The organism is Pseudomonas sp. DCB_AW (genome assembly GCF_026240895.1).
Classification (GTDB): domain Bacteria; phylum Pseudomonadota; class Gammaproteobacteria; order Pseudomonadales; family Pseudomonadaceae; genus Aquipseudomonas; species Aquipseudomonas kermanshahensis.
In genome coordinates this window covers 129,122-148,355 of the sequence record NZ_JAPFCE010000004.1, presented here as the reverse complement: position 1 = coordinate 148,355, position 19,234 = coordinate 129,122, and the positions used below count along the sequence as shown (strand labels likewise).

The 19,234-nt window shown below is 63.8% G+C and carries 16 protein-coding genes; 4 read left to right on the top strand and 12 right to left on the bottom strand.

Features of this window, described 5'->3' with window-relative positions; genetic code table 11:
• Positions 1-125 precede the first annotated feature (125 nt).
• The 3 genes from preA to hydA form a co-directional block, all read right to left on the bottom strand.
• Positions 126-1,400 carry an NAD-dependent dihydropyrimidine dehydrogenase subunit PreA gene (gene preA / locus OO306_RS05140; protein WP_265967914.1) on the bottom strand — a complete coding sequence of 425 codons (1,275 nt, stop codon included), beginning with the start codon at positions 1,398-1,400 and terminating at the stop codon, positions 126-128.
• The gene (locus OO306_RS05135) at positions 1,401-2,768 is read right to left on the bottom strand and encodes an NAD(P)-dependent oxidoreductase (protein ID WP_085272990.1); all 1,368 of its coding nucleotides are present in this window, start codon (positions 2,766-2,768) and stop codon (positions 1,401-1,403) included.
• A 107-nt stretch (positions 2,769-2,875) separates the two neighbouring features.
• Complete coding sequence (gene hydA, locus OO306_RS05130; protein ID WP_265967913.1) at positions 2,876-4,315, bottom strand: dihydropyrimidinase; 1,440 nt, start codon at positions 4,313-4,315, stop codon at positions 2,876-2,878.
• Between the two features lie 625 nt (positions 4,316-4,940).
• Between hydA and OO306_RS05125 the strand changes: the two genes are divergently transcribed.
• Positions 4,941-6,431 (top strand): NCS1 family nucleobase:cation symporter-1, encoded by a 1,491-nt coding sequence (locus tag OO306_RS05125; protein WP_099428800.1) that lies wholly within the window; start codon positions 4,941-4,943, stop codon positions 6,429-6,431.
• A 121-nt stretch (positions 6,432-6,552) separates the two neighbouring features.
• On the top strand, positions 6,553-7,836 hold the full coding sequence (locus OO306_RS05120; RefSeq protein ID WP_186703736.1) for a Zn-dependent hydrolase: 1,284 nt from the start codon (positions 6,553-6,555) through the stop codon (positions 7,834-7,836).
• A 338-nt stretch (positions 7,837-8,174) separates the two neighbouring features.
• Here the strand turns inward: OO306_RS05120 and OO306_RS05115 are convergent, their stop codons facing one another.
• From OO306_RS05115 to nhaB, 4 genes are all read right to left on the bottom strand, one after another.
• Complete coding sequence (locus OO306_RS05115; protein WP_265967912.1) at positions 8,175-9,134, bottom strand: MBL fold metallo-hydrolase; 960 nt, start codon at positions 9,132-9,134, stop codon at positions 8,175-8,177.
• A gap of 17 nt (positions 9,135-9,151) precedes the next feature.
• Positions 9,152-9,925, bottom strand: coding sequence for an NIPSNAP family protein (locus tag OO306_RS05110; protein WP_265967911.1), 774 nt, complete (start codon positions 9,923-9,925; stop codon positions 9,152-9,154).
• Positions 9,926-9,974: 49 nt separating this feature from the next.
• Positions 9,975-10,526 carry a lipocalin family protein gene (locus OO306_RS05105; protein ID WP_099428804.1) on the bottom strand — a complete coding sequence of 184 codons (552 nt, stop codon included), beginning with the start codon at positions 10,524-10,526 and terminating at the stop codon, positions 9,975-9,977.
• A 92-nt stretch (positions 10,527-10,618) separates the two neighbouring features.
• Positions 10,619-12,121: a sodium/proton antiporter NhaB gene (gene nhaB / locus OO306_RS05100; RefSeq protein ID WP_027592754.1), complete on the bottom strand. Its 1,503-nt coding sequence runs from the start codon at positions 12,119-12,121 to the stop codon at positions 10,619-10,621.
• 150 nt (positions 12,122-12,271) lie between these two features.
• Here nhaB and OO306_RS05095 point away from each other — a divergent pair, with 150 nt between their 5' ends.
• A complete protein-coding gene (locus OO306_RS05095) occupies positions 12,272-13,084 on the top strand; it encodes a crotonase/enoyl-CoA hydratase family protein (RefSeq protein WP_099428805.1) in 813 nt (270 codons plus the stop codon).
• A 34-nt stretch (positions 13,085-13,118) separates the two neighbouring features.
• Positions 13,119-13,949: an NAD(+) diphosphatase gene (gene nudC / locus OO306_RS05090; protein ID WP_027592752.1), complete on the top strand. Its 831-nt coding sequence runs from the start codon at positions 13,119-13,121 to the stop codon at positions 13,947-13,949.
• On the opposite strand, the gene OO306_RS05085 is transcribed toward nudC, so the two are convergent.
• The 5 genes from OO306_RS05085 to OO306_RS05065 form a co-directional block, all read right to left on the bottom strand.
• Positions 13,917-14,696 carry a TSUP family transporter gene (locus OO306_RS05085; protein ID WP_027592751.1) on the bottom strand — a complete coding sequence of 260 codons (780 nt, stop codon included), beginning with the start codon at positions 14,694-14,696 and terminating at the stop codon, positions 13,917-13,919. The genes nudC and OO306_RS05085 overlap by 33 nt on opposite strands.
• A 202-nt stretch (positions 14,697-14,898) precedes the next feature.
• On the bottom strand, positions 14,899-15,729 hold the full coding sequence (locus OO306_RS05080; RefSeq protein WP_186681216.1) for an alpha/beta fold hydrolase: 831 nt from the start codon (positions 15,727-15,729) through the stop codon (positions 14,899-14,901).
• A 303-nt stretch (positions 15,730-16,032) separates the two neighbouring features.
• The gene (locus OO306_RS05075; RefSeq protein WP_265967928.1) at positions 16,033-17,379 is read right to left on the bottom strand and encodes a glutamine synthetase family protein; all 1,347 of its coding nucleotides are present in this window, start codon (positions 17,377-17,379) and stop codon (positions 16,033-16,035) included.
• Positions 17,380-17,394: 15 nt separating this feature from the next.
• The gene (locus tag OO306_RS05070; protein ID WP_265967910.1) at positions 17,395-17,946 is read right to left on the bottom strand and encodes a helix-turn-helix domain-containing protein; all 552 of its coding nucleotides are present in this window, start codon (positions 17,944-17,946) and stop codon (positions 17,395-17,397) included.
• Positions 17,939-19,228 carry an FAD-binding oxidoreductase gene (locus OO306_RS05065; RefSeq protein WP_265967909.1) on the bottom strand — a complete coding sequence of 430 codons (1,290 nt, stop codon included), beginning with the start codon at positions 19,226-19,228 and terminating at the stop codon, positions 17,939-17,941. The genes OO306_RS05070 and OO306_RS05065 overlap by 8 nt, the downstream gene beginning before the upstream one ends.
• Between the last annotated feature and the right edge of the window lie 6 nt (positions 19,229-19,234).

Below are 19,234 nucleotides of genomic sequence, written 5' to 3'. Positions count from 1 at the left end.
TTCGCAGCCCTTCGCGGGGCAAGCCCGCTCCCACAGGATTTCTGCCTGCCTGAAAAAACACACAACGCCTGTGGGAGCGGGCTTGCCCCGCGAAGGGCCGCGCAGCGGCCCCGGCCTTTTCAGCCTCAGCTCGCCTCGCGATAGGGGTTACGCGGATCCTGTGTCCAGTTCAGGTAAGGCTTGCCGGTATCCTGCGCCACCATGTCGATGCAGTTTTCCACCGGGCAGGTGATCTGGCACAGGTTGCAGCCCACGCATTCCTCCTCGATCACGCTGTAGACGTGGGTGCCGTCGGCCTTGGCCGTGCTGGCAATGGCCTGGTGCGAGGTGTCTTCGCAGGCGATATGGCAGCGACCGCACCCAATGCAGGCGTCTTGGTCAATGTGCGCCACTGACTTGTAGTTGATATCCAGGTACTTCCAGTCGGTGGTGTGCCCCACCGCCTGGCCTCTGAACGCTTCCAGGCTGCGGTGCCCATGCTGGTCCATCCAGCGCGCCAGGCCATCTTTCATGTCTTCGACAATGCGGAAGCCGTGCAGCATCGCTGCCGTGCACACCTGCACGGCGCCACTGCCCAGGGCAATGAACTCGGCCGCGTCTCGCCAGTTGCCGATGCCGCCGATGCCACAGATGGGCAAGCCGCGTGTTTCCGGGTCGCGGGCGATTTCCGCGACCATGTTCAGCGCGATCGGCTTGACCGCCGAACCGCAATAGCCGCCATGGGTGCTCTGGTCGCCGACAATGGGGTGGGCCACCATGCGGTCCAGGTCCACGCTGGTGATCGAGTTGATGGTGTTGATCAACGACACCGCATCCGCCCCGCCACGGTGCGCGGCGCGGGCCGACTGGCGAATGTCGGTGATGTTGGGCGTGAGCTTTACGATCACCGGCAGGGCGCAATAGGTCTTGCACCAGCGGGTGACCATTTCCACATACTCCGGCACCTGGCCGACTGCCGCGCCCATGCCGCGCTCAGGCATGCCGTGGGGGCAGCCGAAGTTCAGTTCGATGCCGTCAGCGCCCGTGGCCTCCACCAGGGGCAAGATGAACTTCCAGGATTCTTCCTCGCACGGCACCATCAACGACACGATCAGCGCACGGTCGGGCCAGTCCTTCTTCACCTGGGTGATCTCGCGCAGGTTGATTTCCAGCGAGCGGTCGGTGATCAGTTCGATGTTGTTGATCCCCTGCACCTGGCGGTTGGGGCCGTAGTGCGCCGAGTAGCGCGACGACACGTTGACCGCCGCCGGGTCTTCGCCCAGGGTTTTCCAGACTACACCGCCCCAGCCAGCCTCGAAGGCGCGGACCACGTTGTAGGCCTTGTCGGTGGGGGGCGCCGAGGCCAGCCAGAACGGATTGGGTGCCTTGATGCCGGCAAATTCGATAGACAAGTCGGCCATTTACGCTGCCTCCACGTTGAGCATGAGTTGGGCATGGATGGCTTCAGCGGCCAGCTTGCCGTGCTGCACAGCCTGGACGGTGAGGTCCTGGCCCAGGGCGGTGCAGTCGCCGCCCGCGTAGACGCCCGCCAGGCTGGTGCGCATGTGCGCATCGACGCGGATGCGTTCACCCTCGCGGGCCAGTTGCGCCGCCACGGGGTCGGCGAGGCTGGCGTCATCGAAGCGTTGGCCGATGGCCTTGAAGATCGCATCGGCGGCCAGCTCGAAGGTTTCGCCAGTGTCGCGCAGGCGCCCGTCGGCAAGCTCGGTGCGGGCGAAGCGCATGCCGCGCACCTGGCCGGCATCGTCCAGCAGTACCGCCTCGGGGCGCGCCCAGGTGTGCAGGCGCACTTGGTTGGCCTTGGCGATGTCTTGCTCGTGGTCGGTGGCGCCCATGTCGGCGTGGCCGCGGCGGTACACCAGGTTGACGTCACGGGCACCCAGGCGGCTCATCTGCACGGCCATGTCGATGGCGGTGTTGCCGGCGCCAATCACCAGGCAGCGGTCGGCCAGCGGCAGTTGGCTCAGGTCATCGGCCTGGCGCAGTTCGCGGATGTACTGCGTGGCGGCGAGCACCCCAGGTGCCTCTTCATCGGCCAAGCCGAGCTGGCGCACCGCATTCAGGCCCAGGCCCAGGAACACCGCGTCGTATTGATCGCGCAGCTCGCCCAGGCCAAGGTTGTCACCCAGGCGTTGGCCGTGGCGGATTTCGATGCCACCGATGCCCAGCAGGAATTCCACTTCGCGCTGGGCGTAGTCGTCTACCAGTTTGTAGCGGGCGATACCGTATTCGTTGAGGCCACCGGCTTTTTCGCAGGCTTCGAACACCACCACGTCATGCCCATGCATGGCCAGCCGGTGCGCGCAGGACAACCCCGCAGGGCCGGCGCCGACCACGGCGATGCGCTTGCCGGTAGCGGGGGAGCGGGTGAAGGGGTGCTCGGTGAAGTGCGCGTTGTCCAGCGCATAGCGTTGCAACTGGCCAATCAGCACCGGTGCGCATTCTTGGGCGTTGTTGCGTACGCAGGCCTGTTGGCAGAGGATTTCGGTCGGGCAGACACGGGCGCAACTGCCGCCGAGAATATTGGCCGAGAGAATGCGTTCGGCGGCGCCTTGCAGGTTCTCGTCACTGATGCGGTGGATGAACGAGGGGATGTCGATTTCGCTGGGGCACGCATTGACGCAGGGCGCGTCGTAGCAATACAGGCAGCGTGCGCTCTCCACGGCGGCCTGGCGGGCGGTGAGGGGAGGGGCGAGATCGCCGAAGCGCTCGGCCAGCTGGTCGGCGCCGGCCCGGGGGCGCGGCAAGTGGTTCAGGGCATCGATCACGGTTGTAGCCTCTCTTTTCTTTTTTGGATGTGGCAGTCAACGGCAATACGGCGCCGCCCGGCCTCTTCAGGGCCGGTACGGCAGTGCAGGTGCAGTGCGGGTAATGCTCAGCGCTGAACGGGTGTCGGGCGCTGTTGCTCGGCGCGGCGGCCCAACACCTCGTACACCGAGGGGTAGGCCGGGCGCTCCACGTAACGACCGGCGCCAGGTTCGGCGCGCAAGTCGCCATCGGCCCACAGCACACGGCCCTGGCTGATGGTGTGGCTGGGGATGCCGCGAACGGTGCGGCCTTCGAAAATGTTGAAGTCCACGCGCTGGTGGTGGGTTTGCGCCGAAATCGTCCGCGTGCCCTGCGGGTCCCACAGCACCAGGTCAGCGTCGGCACCGACGCGTATCGCGCCCTTGCGCGGGAACAGGTTGAAGATCTTGGCCGTGTTGGTGGAGGTCAGCGCGACGAACTCCTGCATCGACAGGCGCCCACTGTTGACCCCCGCATCCCACAGCACCGCCATGCGGTCTTCGATACCGGCGGTGCCATTGGGGATGCGGCTGAAGTCGTCGCGGCCCATGGCCTTTTGTTCGGCGCAGAAGCAGCAGTGGTCGGTGGCGGTGGTGTGCAGGTTGCCCGACTGCAGGCCGCGCCACAGGGCTTCCTGGTGTTCCCGCGGGCGGAAGGGCGGGCTCATCACATAGCCTGCGGCCGTGGCCCAATCCGGATTGCGGTAGACGCTGTCGTCGAGCAGCAGGTGGCCTGGCAGTACCTCACCGTACACCGGCTGGCCTTTGGCCCGGGCGTAGGTGATCTCGTCCAGGGCTTCGCGGCTCGAGATGTGCACCACATAAAGTGGCGTACCGATGGTTTCGGCAATACGGATAGCCCGGCTGGCCGCCTCGCCTTCGACCTGCGAAGGGCGCGACAGCGGGTGTGCCTCTGGCCCGGTCAGGCCTTGGGCCAGCAGCTTTTTCTGCAGGTGGTAGACCAGCTCGCCGTTCTCGGCATGCACGGTTGGCACCGCGCCCAGTTGCAGGCAGCGCTCGAAGCTGGCGACCAAGGTATCGTCGGCCGCCATGATGGCGTTCTTGTATGCCATGAAGTGCTTGAAGCTGTTCACCCCGTGGTTGGCGACCAGTTCGCCCATCTCTTCTGCGACCTGCTCGCTCCACCAGGTAATGGCGACGTGGAAGCCGTAGTCGCAGGCACTCTTTTGCGCCCAGCCACGCCAGGTGTGAAAGGCCTCCAGCAATGACTGCTGCGGGTTGGGGATGACGAAGTCGATGATCGAGGTGGTACCACCGGCCAGGCCGGCAGCGGTGCCGCTGAAGAAGTCTTCGCTGGCCACGGTGCCCATGAAGGGCAGCTGCATGTGGGTGTGCGGGTCGATGCCGCCGGGCATCAGGTACTGGCCACTGCCGTCGAGGATTTCGCAGTCGGTGGGCGGTTCGAGGTTTGCGCCTATGGCCGCTATCAGGCCATCGACACACAGGACATCGGCGGTGTAACGCTCTTCGTGGGTGATCACGGTGGCACCACGGATCAACAGGGACATGCCGTCTTCCTCGCAGGCTGACCGGTCTGGGCCGGTTCTTGAATTGTTATACGCCAGTGACTGCCGGTGATCGAAGGGTAGCCTACAATCCTGTCAGACCTGACAAGAATGGAATCTAGATGGTGATTTGGGATTGTTCAAGAAAATAATTTATGAGCTTATAACTTCAATAACTCATTGATATTTAAGTAATTATTGTTTTAATCACCAAAATGGTGAGGCCTTTCACCATTTTGACGCACTTGACAAGAAGCCAAATTGGTCAAGATTTTCCATGCAAAATCAGCTGCTTGATAGCGGGCCAGAAGACGCCTGCCGCGCGGTTGAAAAAACAGGCTGCACCGGTTTGAAACACGCGCCGGGCGCAAGCCTGGCTTGAGCGGGCGCAACAGGCAGGCGAAGGGATAACCGTGCTTTCGCTTTGCGTCGATAAATGCCTTGCAGTTCAGTTGATTACCTCCGGTCGGCGGCGGCCACCCGGGACGGCTCAGGCCAACCCGGCACGTAATTTGAGTACGGCCACAACCGCCAGGCCGGACCGGAGGAGCAGTACTGGTGGTGTGTGTACTCCGGCCATCGCTTTAGCCCGATGAGCAAACAATTAGAAAAACCTGGAGAAGGCCCCATGCAACAGAGCAGATCGCAAGTGATCGAGCAGGATGGCCTGTTCGAGCTGGAGGCAGGCACTGACGTGCTCGACAGCTCGCGCTACAACCACGACATCGCACCCACCAAGGTGCACCAACGCACCTGGAACAAATGGCACATCACCGCCCTGTGGGTGGGTATGTCCATCTGCGTGCCCACCTACACCCTCGGCGGCGTGCTCACGGCCTACTTTGGCCTGAGCGTGGGCGAGGCGCTGCTGGCGATCCTGCTGGCCAACCTCATTGTGCTGATCCCGCTGACCCTCAACGCGTTCCCTGGCACCAAGTACGGCATCCCGTTTCCGGTGCTGTTGCGTTCCTCGTTTGGCATTCTCGGCTCGAACGTGCCGTGCTTGATTCGCGCGGTGGTGGCTTGCGGCTGGTTCGGTATCCAGACGATGTTCGGCGGCCTGGCCATTCACCTGTTCCTCGGCTCGATGTTCGATGGCTGGAAGGCCCTGGAGGGCACCGGGGAGGTGATCGGTTTCATGATCTTCTGGGCCCTCAACCTGTGGGTGGTACTGCGCGGGGCGGAGTCGATCAAGTGGCTCGAAACGCTTTCGGCGCCGTTGCTGGTGGCGGTGGGCGTGGGCCTGCTGGTCTGGGCACTGCCGCACATGTCGATGACTGAGTTGCTGGCGCAGCCGCCCAAGCGGCCAGAGGGCGCCAGCGTGGTCAGCTACTTCTGTGCCGGGCTCACCGCCATGGTCGGTTTTTGGGCCACGCTCTCGCTGAACATTCCCGACTTCAGCCGGTACGCCAAAAGCCAGAAGGACCAGATACTGGGGCAGATCTTCGGCCTGCCGCTGACCATGTTCCTGTTCGCGGCATTGGGCGTAGTGCTGACCGCAGCGTCCGCGTCGCTGGTGGGTGAAACGGTGTCTGACCCGGTCAGCCTGATCGGCAAGATCCAAAGCCCGGGCTGGGTGGCGCTGGCGATGGCGTTGATCGTGATCGCCACGTTGTCGACCAACACGGCGGCGAACATCGTCTCGCCCACCAATGACTTTCAGAACATCGCGCCACGCCTGATCGGGCGTAGCCGCGCAGTGTGGCTGACCGGGTTTATCGGCTTGGCGCTGATGGGCCATGAACTGCTCAAGAAGCTGGGCTGGATCGTCTCGGACCTGAGCCTGGAAAGCGTTTATTCGAACTGGTTGCTGGGTTACTCGAGCCTGCTCGGGCCGATTGCCGGGATCATGGTGGTGGACTATTTCCTGATCCGTCGCCAGCGCCTGGATTTGGCTGGGTTGTACCGCGATGACGTGTATCCGGCCTGGAACTGGGCTGGGTTCGCCGCCTTCGGCGTCCCGGTGGCGCTGACCGTGATGTCGATCGGCAACAGCAGCTTCAGCTGGTTCTACGACTATGGCTGGTTCACCGGCTCGCTGCTGGGTGGGGCGTTGTACTACGTCCTCGGTGGCTTGGCGGCGCGCAGCCCGGCGCGGTTGGCCAAGCCGTTACCGTGATACCGAGTATGCCTCTTCGCGGGCAAGCACGCTCCCACAGGCCACGGCACGTTCAATGTGGGAGCGGGCTTGCCCGCGAAGAGGCCCTGATAAACAACAAAAAAGCCTGAGGGGAAAACCCATGACTCCAGTCCACGATATCCTCAAGACCACCGCCCGCCACGTCGACAGCGCACGCCTGTGGCAATCGCTGATGGACCTTGCCCGCCTCGGCGCCACGGCCAAAGGCGGTGTTTGCCGGCTGGCGCTGACCGACCTCGACCGCCAGGCCCGCGACCTCTTCGTCGAGTGGTGCGAGGCAGCCGGTTGCACCGTGAGTGTCGATGCGGTCGGCAATATTTTCGCCCGCCGCCCGGGGCGCAACCCCAAGCTGCCACCGGTGATGACCGGCAGCCATATTGATACCCAGCCCACCGGCGGCAAGTTCGATGGCTGTTATGGGGTGATGGCCGGGCTGGAGGTGATCCGCACCCTCAACGACCTCGGGGTGGAAACCGAAGCGCCGCTGGAAGTGGTGGTGTGGACCAACGAGGAGGGCTCGCGCTTTGCCCCCTGCATGATGGGCTCTGGGGTGTTCGCCGGTAAGTTCACGCTGGAAGAGACGCTGGCCAAGCGTGATGCACAGGGGGTGAGTGTTGGCGAGGCGCTCGATGCCATCGGCTACGCCGGCCAGCGCGCGGTACTCGGCCACCCAGTGGGGGCTTATTTCGAAGCGCACATCGAGCAGGGGCCGATCCTTGAAGACCAGGCCAAGACCATCGGCGTGGTGTTGGGTGCGCTGGGTCAGAAGTGGTTCGACCTGACCTTGCGCGGGGTCGAAGCCCATGCCGGCCCAACGCCTATGCACTTGCGCAAGGATGCCTTGGTGGGCGCAGCCGCCGTGGTCGAGGCAGTCAACCGTACGGCCCTTGGGCACCAGCCACATGCCTGTGGCACGGTGGGTTGCCTGCAGGCCTACCCGGGGTCACGCAACGTGATCCCGGGTGAGGTGCGCATGACCCTGGACTTCCGTCACCTTGAAGGCGAGCAACTGGACGCGATGATTGCCGAAGTGCGCGGGGTGATCGAAAGCACCTGCGCCAAGCATGGCCTGGCGCATGAGCTGATCCCTACGGCGGATTTCCCGGCGCTGTATTTCGACAAGGCCTGCGTCGATGCCGTGCGCGATTCGGCAGGTGCGCTGGGCCTGCCGCACATGGATATCGTCAGTGGAGCGGGGCATGACGCGATCTTCCTGGCCGAATTGGGGCCAGCGGGGATGATCTTCGTGCCTTGCGAGAATGGCATCAGCCACAACGAAATCGAGAACGCCACACCGGAGGACCTGGCGGCGGGGTGTGCGGTGTTGTTGCGGGCCATGCTGGCGGCGTCGGAGGCGATTGCCAGTGGGCGGTTGGCGGCGTAGGGGCGGTATGTCTTGAGGGGGTGGTTCGGCTGACGGGTGCCTGGCGTGAGGGTTTCATCGCCTGTGAGATCGAGCGCCGCCCGCGCGTCGCTTCGCAGCACAAGGCTGCTCCCACATTTGTTTCGGGCCAGTGAGGCCTGTGAAGTCTGCGCGCGACCGCCTTGTTTGTCCGACTCGATATCAAGGTGGGCACCAGGGGCCGCGCGCTCATGCCTCAGGAATAACTGGCCCGAAACAAATGTGGGAGCAGCCTTGTGCTGCGAAGCGCCGCGCGGGCGGCGCTCGATCTCATAGGCGCCACAGCCCTAACGGCATGCACCTATCAGCCGCAACCCTATCTACCCCACCACCACAAGACACCCATCCCGCCCAATGTGATACCGCTGCAGGTCCTGCGCCAAGGTCAGATGCCCGCTGTAATGCGCCAGGGCCTCCACACGTATATCGTCGATGCACGGGCTGCGCCGCGGATCACCCTGGTAGCGTGCACTGAAATGCGTGAGCACCAGGTTGCGCACACCCGCCACCTCGGCAAACCGTGCCACTTGCGCTGCTGTGCTGTGGCCGAAGGTAGCCCCCGTGCGCTCGACGACCGCCTGGGTAAAGGTCGCTTCATGCACCATCACATCCGCGCCCTTGGCTGCCTCCGCCAACAGCTCGGGGTTGTCGTTGTCACCGCATACGATCACCCGCCGCGCCGGCCGCGATGCGCGCAGGTAGTCCTGGCCGTGCAGGGTCCGCCCCTCATGCTCGACCGACAGCCCTTTGGCCAGGTCGCCCCACAACGGCCCGCGTGGAATGCCTTCGGCATCCAGGCGCTGCACGTCCAAGCGCGGTTCAGGGTTGAGCTCGGTGAACACGAAGCCCACGCTCGGCACCCGGTGCGACAGCTGCACGGTACTGACCTGCAGCGTGTCGCTACGCCAGTCAGTCAGGCTTTCAACGGCCAGCAGGCGCACCTCGAAAGGCAGGTAAGTGTCGCTGGCGGTCAAGCCCAGGCGCACCCAGCCATGCAGGGCGGCGGGCAGGATGATATCCAGCGGCTGGGTACGCCCGCTCATCCCGGCGCTGGCCAGCAGGCCGGGCAGGCCGAAGCAATGGTCGCCGTGTACATGGGTGATGAAGATGCCGCGCAGGTCGCGTATCGACAGCGGCGTCTGCAGCAGCCGATGCTGCGTGCCTTCGCCGCAATCGATCAGGTACCAGTGGCTGCCGCTGGCCTCGATGAGGGCCGTGGCACTGACGTTGCGGGCCTTGGTCGGCACCCCGGCGCTGGTGCCTAGAAACAGCAGGTCCATGATCAGGCTCCTTTGCTTCAGCCCAGCAGCGACAGGTCGCGCAACAACGCTTGCAGGCCCTGCGGCACAAGCGGGCCGATGCGGTCGAAGTCGGCGCTGTCGCACCACCGGGCGCGGAAGGGGCTGCCGTCGGACTCGCGGCCTTCTACCCAGGTCTGCTGGTAAAGGCTGGCGTCGTCCAAGCGTGCATCGAATACCTGCACAATCTCATGCCCCGGCGTATCGGCATAGTGGAACAAGCTCTCCAACGTGCCGAGCAACCGCACATCGCTGATCGACTGCCCCAGTTCTTCTTCGATTTCCCGGGCGATGGCGTCACGGCCCCGCTCACCAAACTCGATACCACCCCCGAGTGGGCGGCACAGCGTCTGCTGCGTCACCGGGTCGTCGAAGACGTTGACCAGAATCTTCCCTTGGTGATGGAAAACGCACAGCGCCAGCGAGCGAATGCGCGGTTCGAGCAGCGGCTTGAGGAAGCTGCGTTCATAGCTGAGGATGAACCGTTGCTCAGTGGCCAGGGCGACTGCAGCGATGCATTCCGGGTCGGTCTCTGCCTGCTTGCGGTACTGCTCGTAGGCGGCCAGGCTTGAAAAACTGAACAGGCAGTAGGCGATGTTGTTGGCACCTTCGGCAGGCAGGAAATAGCCATGGTGCTTGCCGCCCATGCGCGTGACCAGGCGCATCCACAGGCGCGAATAGGCTTCGAAGGCCGGCAGCTGGTAAGGGTCGACGGTGTATTTGACGTGGCAGGTGATCAACGGCTCGTTCCTTCGAGGGGAGGCGGGGCGCACACCTTAGCCTGATTGCCCCGCGTCGTCGACGTGCCAGCCGTGCAGCGGGCTAGCCTTCCTGGCGCCAGATCAGCTTGCTGGTGTCGTAGCCTTGCTTGCGGGCAATCGACAGCAGTTGCTCGCGTTCCTGGTCGGTGATTGCCGGCGTGCGCGAGAGCAACCACAGGTACTCGCGGTTGGGGTGCCCGACCAGGGCCACGCGGTAGTCTTTGTCGTGATAAAGCACCCAGTACTCACCCTTGGTCAGGCCCGGTGCCAGCCGGCTGAACCAGTTGTCGAACTGCACCCAGAGCTTGTCAGTCTTGCCCGGTTGCTGGGCTTCGGCGATGCCCTTGGCCTCGTTCCACTGGCCGTCCTTTTCCTTGCAGCGGTTGTTGACGTCGATGCGCCCGTCCTCGCGCAGGCCGTAACGCGCTTCGGATTGCACGCAGTTGCGCTGGAAGAACATCGGCAGGCGCGCCAGCTCATACCAGGTGCCCTGGTAGCGTTGCAGGTCGACCTGCTGGGTGGTCGGCGGCGTGCGGTGTTCATCGTTCGAACCCGCGCAGCCGACCAGGGCAAGGGTCATGCAGGAAAGCATCAGTGCCGTGCGCATCGCCATAGCGAACCTCCTTGAAGCGGATGGGGATTTACCTTTGCTTCGATGCAGGCGTGGGGGAAAAGTTGTATCGAATATCCCCACGCCGCCAGGTTTTACAGCCAGTAAGTCACCGCCCACCAGCCCAGGCCACCCATGACCACGGTATAGGGCAGCGCCATCCACACCATGCGCCCATACGACAGGCGGATCAGTGGTGCAATCGCCGAGGTCAGCAGGAACAGGAACGCCGCCTGCCCATTCGGCGTCGCCACGCTTGGCAGGTTGGTGCCGGTATTGATCGCCACCGCCAGCGTCTCGAAATGCTCGCGGCTCATGCCGCCGTTCATGAAGGCCTGCTTGACCTCGGTAATGTAGATGGTGGCGACGAACACGTTGTCGCTGATCGCCGACAGCAAACCGTTGGCCAGGTACAGCATGCCCGGTTGTTGTTCGGCAGGCAGTGCCAGTACCCAGGCAATCAGCGGGCTGAACAACTGCTGCTGATGGATCACCGCGACCACGGCGAAGAACACCACCAACAGCGCGGTGAACGGCATGGCATCCTGGAAGGCCCGGCCCAGGCGGTGTTCGTCGGTGATGCCGGTGAACGCAGTGATCAACACGATCACCAGCAGGCCGATCAGGCCCACTTCGGCAATGTGCAGGCCCAGGCAGATGATCAGGATCAGCGCGGCGCTGCCTTGTACCCACAGCGCGGCACGCTGGGCCGGCGTACGCGCGGCGTCATCTTCGGCGGCGTAGGCAGCCAGCACCTGGCGCACGCGTTCAGGCATCAGTGTGCCGTAGCCGAACAGGCGTAGTTTTTCCAGCGCTACGCAGGTCAGCAGCCCGGCGCCGAGCACTGGCAACGACACCGGGGCGACCTTGAGGAAGAAGTCGGCGAAGTGCCAGCCCATCTCATGGCCGATCAGCAGGTTCTGTGGTTCGCCCACCAGCGTGCATACGCCGCCCAATGCAGTGCCGACCGCACCGTGCATCAACAGGCTGCGCAGGAAGGCGCGGAACTGGTCGAGGTCTTCACGGTGCAGTTGCGGGATATGCTGGTCGCTGTCGAGCGCGCTTTCTTCACGCGGGTTGGCGCCCGAGGCAACGCGGTGAAAGACCGCGTAGAAGCCCACGGCAGCGCTGATGATCACCGCCGTGACTGTCAGCGCATCGAGAAAGGCCGAGAGGAACGCTGACAGCACGCAGAACAGCAGCGACAGAGCCGCCTTCGAGCGCACACCGAGCAAGATCCGCGAGAACAGGAACAGCAGCAGCTCTTTCATGAAGTGAATGCCGGCGACCATGAACATCAACAGCAGGATCACCGGAAAGTTGTGCAGCAGCTCTTCGTACAGGGCCTGCGGGGTGGTCATCTCGAGCAGCAGTGCTTCGACCAGCAACAAGCCACCCGGCATCAACGGGTAGCACTTCAGCGCCATGCCCAAGGTAAAGATGAATTCGATCACCAGCACCCAGCCCGCCGTGACCGGGCCTGCAGTCAGCAGCAGCAAAGGGTTGAGCACCAGGAACAGGCCGATGACAGCCTTGTACCAAAGCGGTGACTGGCCCAGGAAGTTGTGGGCGAGCGCACCGGGCAGGGAGCGGGGCATGAATATGTATCCTTATGATTCAGCGATGGCGCACGGTGCCGGATCGTGCCGACTTAGGCAAGATTTGCCGTCCTGCTTTTGGCACAAGTGCGGCCTCCTGGCTGGGTTAACATCCTGCGTTATGACCCTTTCCCAGCAGGAGTGCCGCCCGTGACCGAGTACAGCGCGTTCAAGGTTGAACTGACTGATAGCATCGCCCACGTCCAGATCAACCGCCCCGAGAAAGTCAACGCGATGAACGCTGCCTTCTGGGAGGAGATCATCGACATCTTCCAGTGGGTCGACGACACCGATGCGGTGCGCGCCGTTGTCATCAGCGGTGCGGGCAAGCATTTCTCTGCCGGCATCGACCTGATGATGCTGGCCTCGCTGGCCGGCCAGTTGGGCAAGGACGTTGGCCGTAATGCGCGCTTGCTGCGCAGCACCATCCTGCGCCTGCAGGCGTCGTTCAATGCCGTCGACAAATGCCGCAAGCCGGTGCTGGCGGCAGTCCAGGGCTACTGCATTGGGGGCGCCATCGACCTCATCTCGGCGTGCGACATGCGCTACTGCAGCCAAGATGCGCAGTTCTCGATCAAGGAAATCGACATGGGCATGGCCGCCGATGTCGGCACGCTGCAACGTTTGCCACGTATCATTGGCGACGGCATCATGCGCGAGCTGGCATTCACCGGGCGCAACGTCGAGGCCGATGAGGCGCTGCGCATCGGCCTGGTCAACCGGGTCTATGATGATCAGGCCGCGCTGCTTGACGGGGTCTTTGCCATCGCCCGTGAGATTGCCGCAAAATCGCCGATCGCCGTGGCCGGCACCAAGGAAATGCTCAGCTACATGCGTGACCATCGCATTGACGATGGCCTGGAATACATCGCCACCTGGAACGCCGCGATGCTGCAGTCCGAAGACCTGCGCGTGGCCGTGGCGGCGCACATGAGCAAACAGAAACCGACGTTCGCCGACTGACTGGGTCGGGGGGCGCGCAGCAAGGAACCCCGACATGTCAGCACGCTGGACTACCGCAGTACTCGACCCGCAGATCACCGGGGGCTTGGCCGTCGCCCGCAGCCCGGAAGGGTTCCTGGTGGACGACAATGGCGCGCTGTTCCCCCGCGAATGGCTCAAGCGCCAGGACCTGGACGTGCTGTGCGAGCATGGTATCGGTCACTTCGATGGCGAGCCGGTGTTCCTGCTTGAGCTGCGCAGCGCCACCGACCTGCCGGGTTGCAGCTGGCGTGGCCTGCGCGCGTTCATGCTCGAAGGCGACTTCGACCTGTACAAGGTGCTGGGTTATGCCGCGCAGATCGGTACCTGGGCCCGCGAGCACCGTTTTTGCGGCAGCTGCGGCCAGGCGATGACGCAAATCCGCTGGGAGCGGGCGATGTACTGCCAGCCCTGCGACCTGCGCAGCTACCCGCGCATTTCGCCGAGCATGATCGTGCTGGTCACCCGCGGTGACGAGATTCTGCTGGCGCGCTCGCCGCGTTTCGTCACCGGTGTCTACAGCACCTTGGCGGGTTTTGCAGAACCCGGCGAGTCGGCCGAGGATTGCCTGGTGCGCGAAGTGCGCGAAGAGGTGGCGGTCGAGGTACAGAACATCCGTTACGTCGGCAGCCAGTGCTGGCCGTTCCCGCATTCGATGATGCTGGGGTTCCATGCCGAGTACGCGGGCGGCGAGATCGTCATGCAGCCCGACGAGATCGAGGATGCCCAGTGGTTCAGCGTGCATGACCTGCCGCCGCTGCCGGCCGGGCGTTCCATCGCCCGGTACCTGATCGATTTGTACGTGGCTGAACGCTTAGGCCTGCCCGAACCAGTGCTGCCACGCTAGGCGCACTGTAAGTGCCAGCACCACGGTGATGAAGACTGGGCGGATGAACTTGCTGCCGCCGCTGATCGCCGTGCGTGCGCCGAAGAACGCACCCACCATCACCGACAGGCCCATGCACAGGCCGACGACATAATCCACCTGCCCGGAAATGATGAACACCGTCAGCGCCGCGATGTTGCTGACGAAGTTCATGCTGCGCGCCACACCGCTGGCGCGCACCAGGTCGATCGGGTACAGCAGCAGGGTGCTCACGGTCCAGAACGCGCCAGTGCCGGGGCCTGCCACGCCATCGTAGAAACCCAGGGTGAAGCCTTGGGGGACCTGCCATTTCTTCTTGATCGGTGCGTCGGCATCCAGTGGCGCCTTGGGCGTGCCGCCGAACAGCAAGTAGACGCCGCAGGCGAAGACCACGACTGGGAGCATCTTGTTTAGCCATTCGGCGGGCAGGTAGTGGGCGATCACCGCGCCCAGCGAGGCGCCTACCAGGGTAGCGAACAACGCCGGGCGCCACTGCGCGGGGTGGAACAGTTTGCGCTTGTAGTAAGTGAAGCCGGCCGTGGCCGAGCCGAAGGTGGAACTGAGCTTGTTGGTGCCCAGCACCAGGTGTGGCGGCATGCCGGCGGTGAGCAGGGCCGGGGTGGTGAGCAGGCCGCCGCCGCCGGCGATGGCGTCGATGAAGCCGGCGACGAAGGCGACCAGGGCTAGGATGAGTAGGGTGAGGGGTTCTACGGTGAGTTCGAAGGGCATTGGTTTTTTGTGCACACAGGAAGGCAAGGGCGCGGCAAACAGCCGCGCTAGAAGTGCCACATGTTAGTCCTGGCGGCTGTATGTTGCCAATGCGGGCCCTTTCGCGGGCAGGCCCGCTCCCACAGGTTTTCACCGGTTCGAAGGCAGTGAAAATCGTGTGGGAGCGGGCTTGCCCGCGAAAGGGCCGCTACAGGGGATTACATCAACTCCGAATAAACGCCAGCAAATCCGCATTGATCACATCGGCATGGGTGGTCGGCATGCCGTGCGGATACCCTTTGTAGGTCTTCAACGTGCCATTAGGCAGCAACTTGGCCGACAACGGGCCCGCGTTCTCGTAAGGCACGATCTGGTCATCGTCACCGTGCATGACCAGCACCGGTTGGGTGATGCGCTTGAGGTCCTCGGTGAAGTCGGTCTGCGAAAACGCCACGATGCCGTCGTAGTGCGCCTTGGCACTGCCGATCATGCCTTGGCGCCACCAGTTGCCGATGATGCCTTCCGACGGTTTGGCCCCGGGCCGGTTGTAACCGTAGAAAGGCCCCGTGGGCACGTCGCGGTAGAACTGCGCCCGGTTACTCGCGACCTGGGCCTGGAAGCCGTCGAAGACCGACTTGGGCAGGCCGCCTGGGTTGGCCGGTGTCTGCACCATCAGCGGTGGCACTGCTGCAATCAGTACTGCCTTGGCCACCTTGTCGCCGGGGTAGCGTGCCATGTAGCGCACCACTTCGCCGCCACCCGTGGAATGGCCGACATGCACGGCGCCCTGGATGCCCAGGTGGTCGACCACGGCGGCTACGTCATCGGCGTAGTGGTCCATGTCATGGCCATCCCACACCTGGCTGGAGCGCCCATGGCCGCGGCGGTCGTGGGCGACTACGCGAAAACCCTGGGCCAGGAAGAACAGCAACTGGGCATCCCAGTCATCGGCACTGAGCGGCCAGCCGTGGTGGAAGTGGATGACCGGCGCGTCGCGCGGGCCCCAGTCTTTGTAGAAGATCTGAACGCCATCCTTCGTGGTTACGTAGCTCATGGTCGCGTCTCCTCTGTGCAGGGGATTGCCAAGTGAGCTATTGAGAATAGGAGAGATTTCTGTGTTGTCAGTACCGGCCTCTTCGCGGGACAAGCCCGCTCCCACAGGAATACCACCGTCTCTAACCTGCTAGTAAACCTGTGGGAGTGAGCTATTGAGAATAGGAGGGATTTCTGTGTTGTCAGTACTGGCCTCTTCGCGGGGCAAGCCCGCTCCCACAGGAATACCACCGTCTTTAACCTGGTAGTAAACCTGTGGGAGCGGGCTTGCCCCGCGAAAGGGTCGGCACTGGCAGTCAAGCCATTACAGGAACCAGCGGTACTCCCTGGCGCTGACTTCTTGCATGAATGCCAAGTGGTCTTGCCGCTTGTTCTCGCAATACACCATCACGAATTCTTCCCCCAGCCCCTCATTCACTGCGGGGTGGCTGCGCATCGCGGTGACTGCGCTGAGCATGTCCTTGGGGAAGTCGATGCCGCTGCCGCGGTCTTCGTTCAGCGGTGTGATCGGCTCCTGCGCCGCATCCAGCCCATGCTCCATCCCGCACAGGATCGCCGCCAGCACCAGGTAGGGGTTGGCATCCGCGCCAGCCAGACGATGCTCAATGCGCAAATTGCGAACATCGGACTCGGGAATGCGTATGCAGGCATCGCGGTCTTCATAGCCCCAACTCGCACGGCTGGCGGCGTTGACCATGGCGCCGTAGCGACGGAACGCATTGTGGTTGGCAGCGAATATCGGCATGCAGTGCGGCAGGACCGCCAGGCAACCCGCCACCGCATGGCGCAGCGGGCGTTGCCCATCGGCAGCCAGCAGGTTGTTGCCGTCGTTGTCGTACAGGCTGACGTGTACATGCATGCCGCTGCCTGGGGCGTGCAGGTAGGGTTTGCTCATGAACGAAGCACGCAGCCCGTGCTTGAGCGCCACGCCACGGGTGCTGCGGCAGAACAGGGCAGCCCAGTCGGCGGCGCGCAGGCCGTCGTCGCAGTGGCCGAAATTGATCTCGAACTGGCCCGGCCCCAGCTCGGCCGTGATGACGTTGGCATCCACCCCTTGCGCGTTGGCTGTTTCGACCATGTCGCGCAGCACGTCGCTGAAGCGTGACAGGCGCTCGATGTGCATGTTGGGCTGATCGTCCGGGTCATCGCTGAACGGGTCGCGGGGGAACTGCGGCAGCCCTTCCTTCAGTGCCCGCTCGAACAGGTAAAACTCCAGCTCGAACGCCACCACCGGGCGAATGCCACGCATCGCCAGGCGTTGCAGTACGCGGGCGAGCACTTCCCGGGGCTCGAACTCGATGGGGGCGGCGGTGCCGTCGGAGCTGATCAGCATCTGCCCCAGTGGCTCGCGCTCCCAGGTGACTGGTTTGAGGGTGCCGGGGATCAGGCGCCGCACGGCATCCGGGTCGCCGTCGCTGAAACAGTAGTCACCAATCGGGAACAGCCCGCCCTGTACCCCTAGCAACACGCAGTTCTGCGGTAGTTTCAGCGGGCTGCCGGCGGCGACCTTTTCCAGCATGTCGACGGGGTAGCGCTTGCCGTAGAAATGCCCGGGGATGTCCAGGCTCAGCAGGTCGACATAGCGTACTTCGGGGTAGCGGGCACGGAAGGCGCGTACTTCACTGAGCAGATCGGGAAAACCTGTTGTGATGGTCATGCTGTGCTCTCATCGGAAGACCCAGAGAACCCGGGTCGTCTGGTCGGTCAGGTTGGCGTAGCGGAACTGGCTGTGCGGCGGCAGCTGAAAACTGTCGTTGCGCCGGAGTGTGACGGCCTCGGCGTGGCCATCGCGCCACAGCGTCAGCTCACCTTCCAGGACGAAACCGCCTTGCTCGGAACTGTCGTTCAGGTGCCCCTCGCCACTGCTGGCGCCGGGCGCCAAGTGGCTTTCGAGCATGGAAAAGCCGCCATTCAAGGTAGGCGACACCAGCACGTCGCTGATGCCTTCGGCGTAGTAGATGGTGCGCCGCTCGCCCGGTCGGGTAACCCAGTCCAGCGGCCGGGGTTGGCCGGCCTGGTAGAAGTAGGTGGTCGGTACGTGCAGCGCTTCACTGATTGCGGTCAGGTCGGCCACGGTCGGCCGTGACAAGCCGCGCTCGACCTGGGACAGAAACCCCAGTGAGCGCTTGACCTTGCCGGCCAGATCGTCGAGCGTCAGCCCGCGGTGCTTGCGCAGGTCGCGAATCAGCAGCGCCAGTGTTTGAACTTCATCAGACAAGGTCGCGCAACCTGTACCAAGCTTTGGCTGCGGCTTCCAGCGGTGCGGCCATCAAGTCGCCGCCTGGGAAGCGGCCGTTATCGATACCCTGGTACAGCGTCAGCAGGTCATCGTTGCCAAGGATCGCATCGCTGACCGCCCGCGCCCCGGCCAGGGTCGGCAGCACGCCGTGGCCCGAGAAGCCTTGTAACCAATAGCGCTCGCCGTCCCGGCCGATGTCGGGGGTGCGCTGGATGCTGCAGTCGATGTGGCCGCCCCAGGCATAGTCGATGGCCACGCCGGCCAACTGCGGGAACACCCGTTCAAGGTAGGGGCGGGTGGCGCTGGCCACATCCTTGGGGATGCCGCCCAGGTAGGTGCAGCCGCCCCCGAACAGTAGGCGGTTGTCGGGGGTAAGGCGGAAATAGTCGGGTACGAACTGGTTGTCGATCACGCAGCTGTTGCGCGGCAACAATGACTTGGCGACGTCAGCTTCCAGGGACGCGGTGGCGACCTGGTAGGAGCCGACGGGCAGCAAGCGGCGCGACAGGGCCGGGTCGAGGCGGTCGATGTACGCGTTGCAGGCCAGTACCAGGATTTGGCTGTGTACCTCGCCATGCTCAGTGCGGGTCACATAACCGTTGCCGGTCTGCTGGTAGCCGAGCACCTGGCTTTGCTCGAAAATGTGGCCACCGGCTGTCTCGATATTGCTGGCAAGGCCTTGGGCAAGCTTGAGGGGGTTGAGGTGGGCGCCTTTGGCGTCATACAGCGCGGCTTGGTAGCGTGGGCTGTCGATCCACTGGGGCAGCTCGTCGGGCCCTATCAGGCGCAGGGCGTCATAACCCCATTTGGTTTTGGCGTCGTGCAGGGCTTCTTCAAGCATTTTTACGCGGCGCGGCAGCACGGCTGTCCATAAGCTGCCAAGCCGGTAGTCGATATCGAAGCCATGGCGCTGTGGCAGCTCACGCATTTCATCGGCGGCCCAGCACATGCTGTCCCACAAGCGCCGGGTGCGTTCTACACCAAGGGCCTTCTCCAACGGTGGCATGTCGCACGACCAGCCCAGCAACGCCTGGCCGCCGTTGCGGCCGGAAGCGGCCCACGCCACACGGCTGGCTTCCAGCAGCGTGACACGCTTGCCGGCCATGGTCAGTCTCAGGGCGGTGTGCAGGCCGCTGAAACCTGCGCCGACAATGAGGATGTCGGTGTCGTGGCGGCTTTGCAGGGTGGGGCGCAGGGGTATGCGGGTGGGGTAGGTCTGGGCGTAATAGCTGGCGATGTGTTGCGCGGATTGCTTGAACATGCCGGT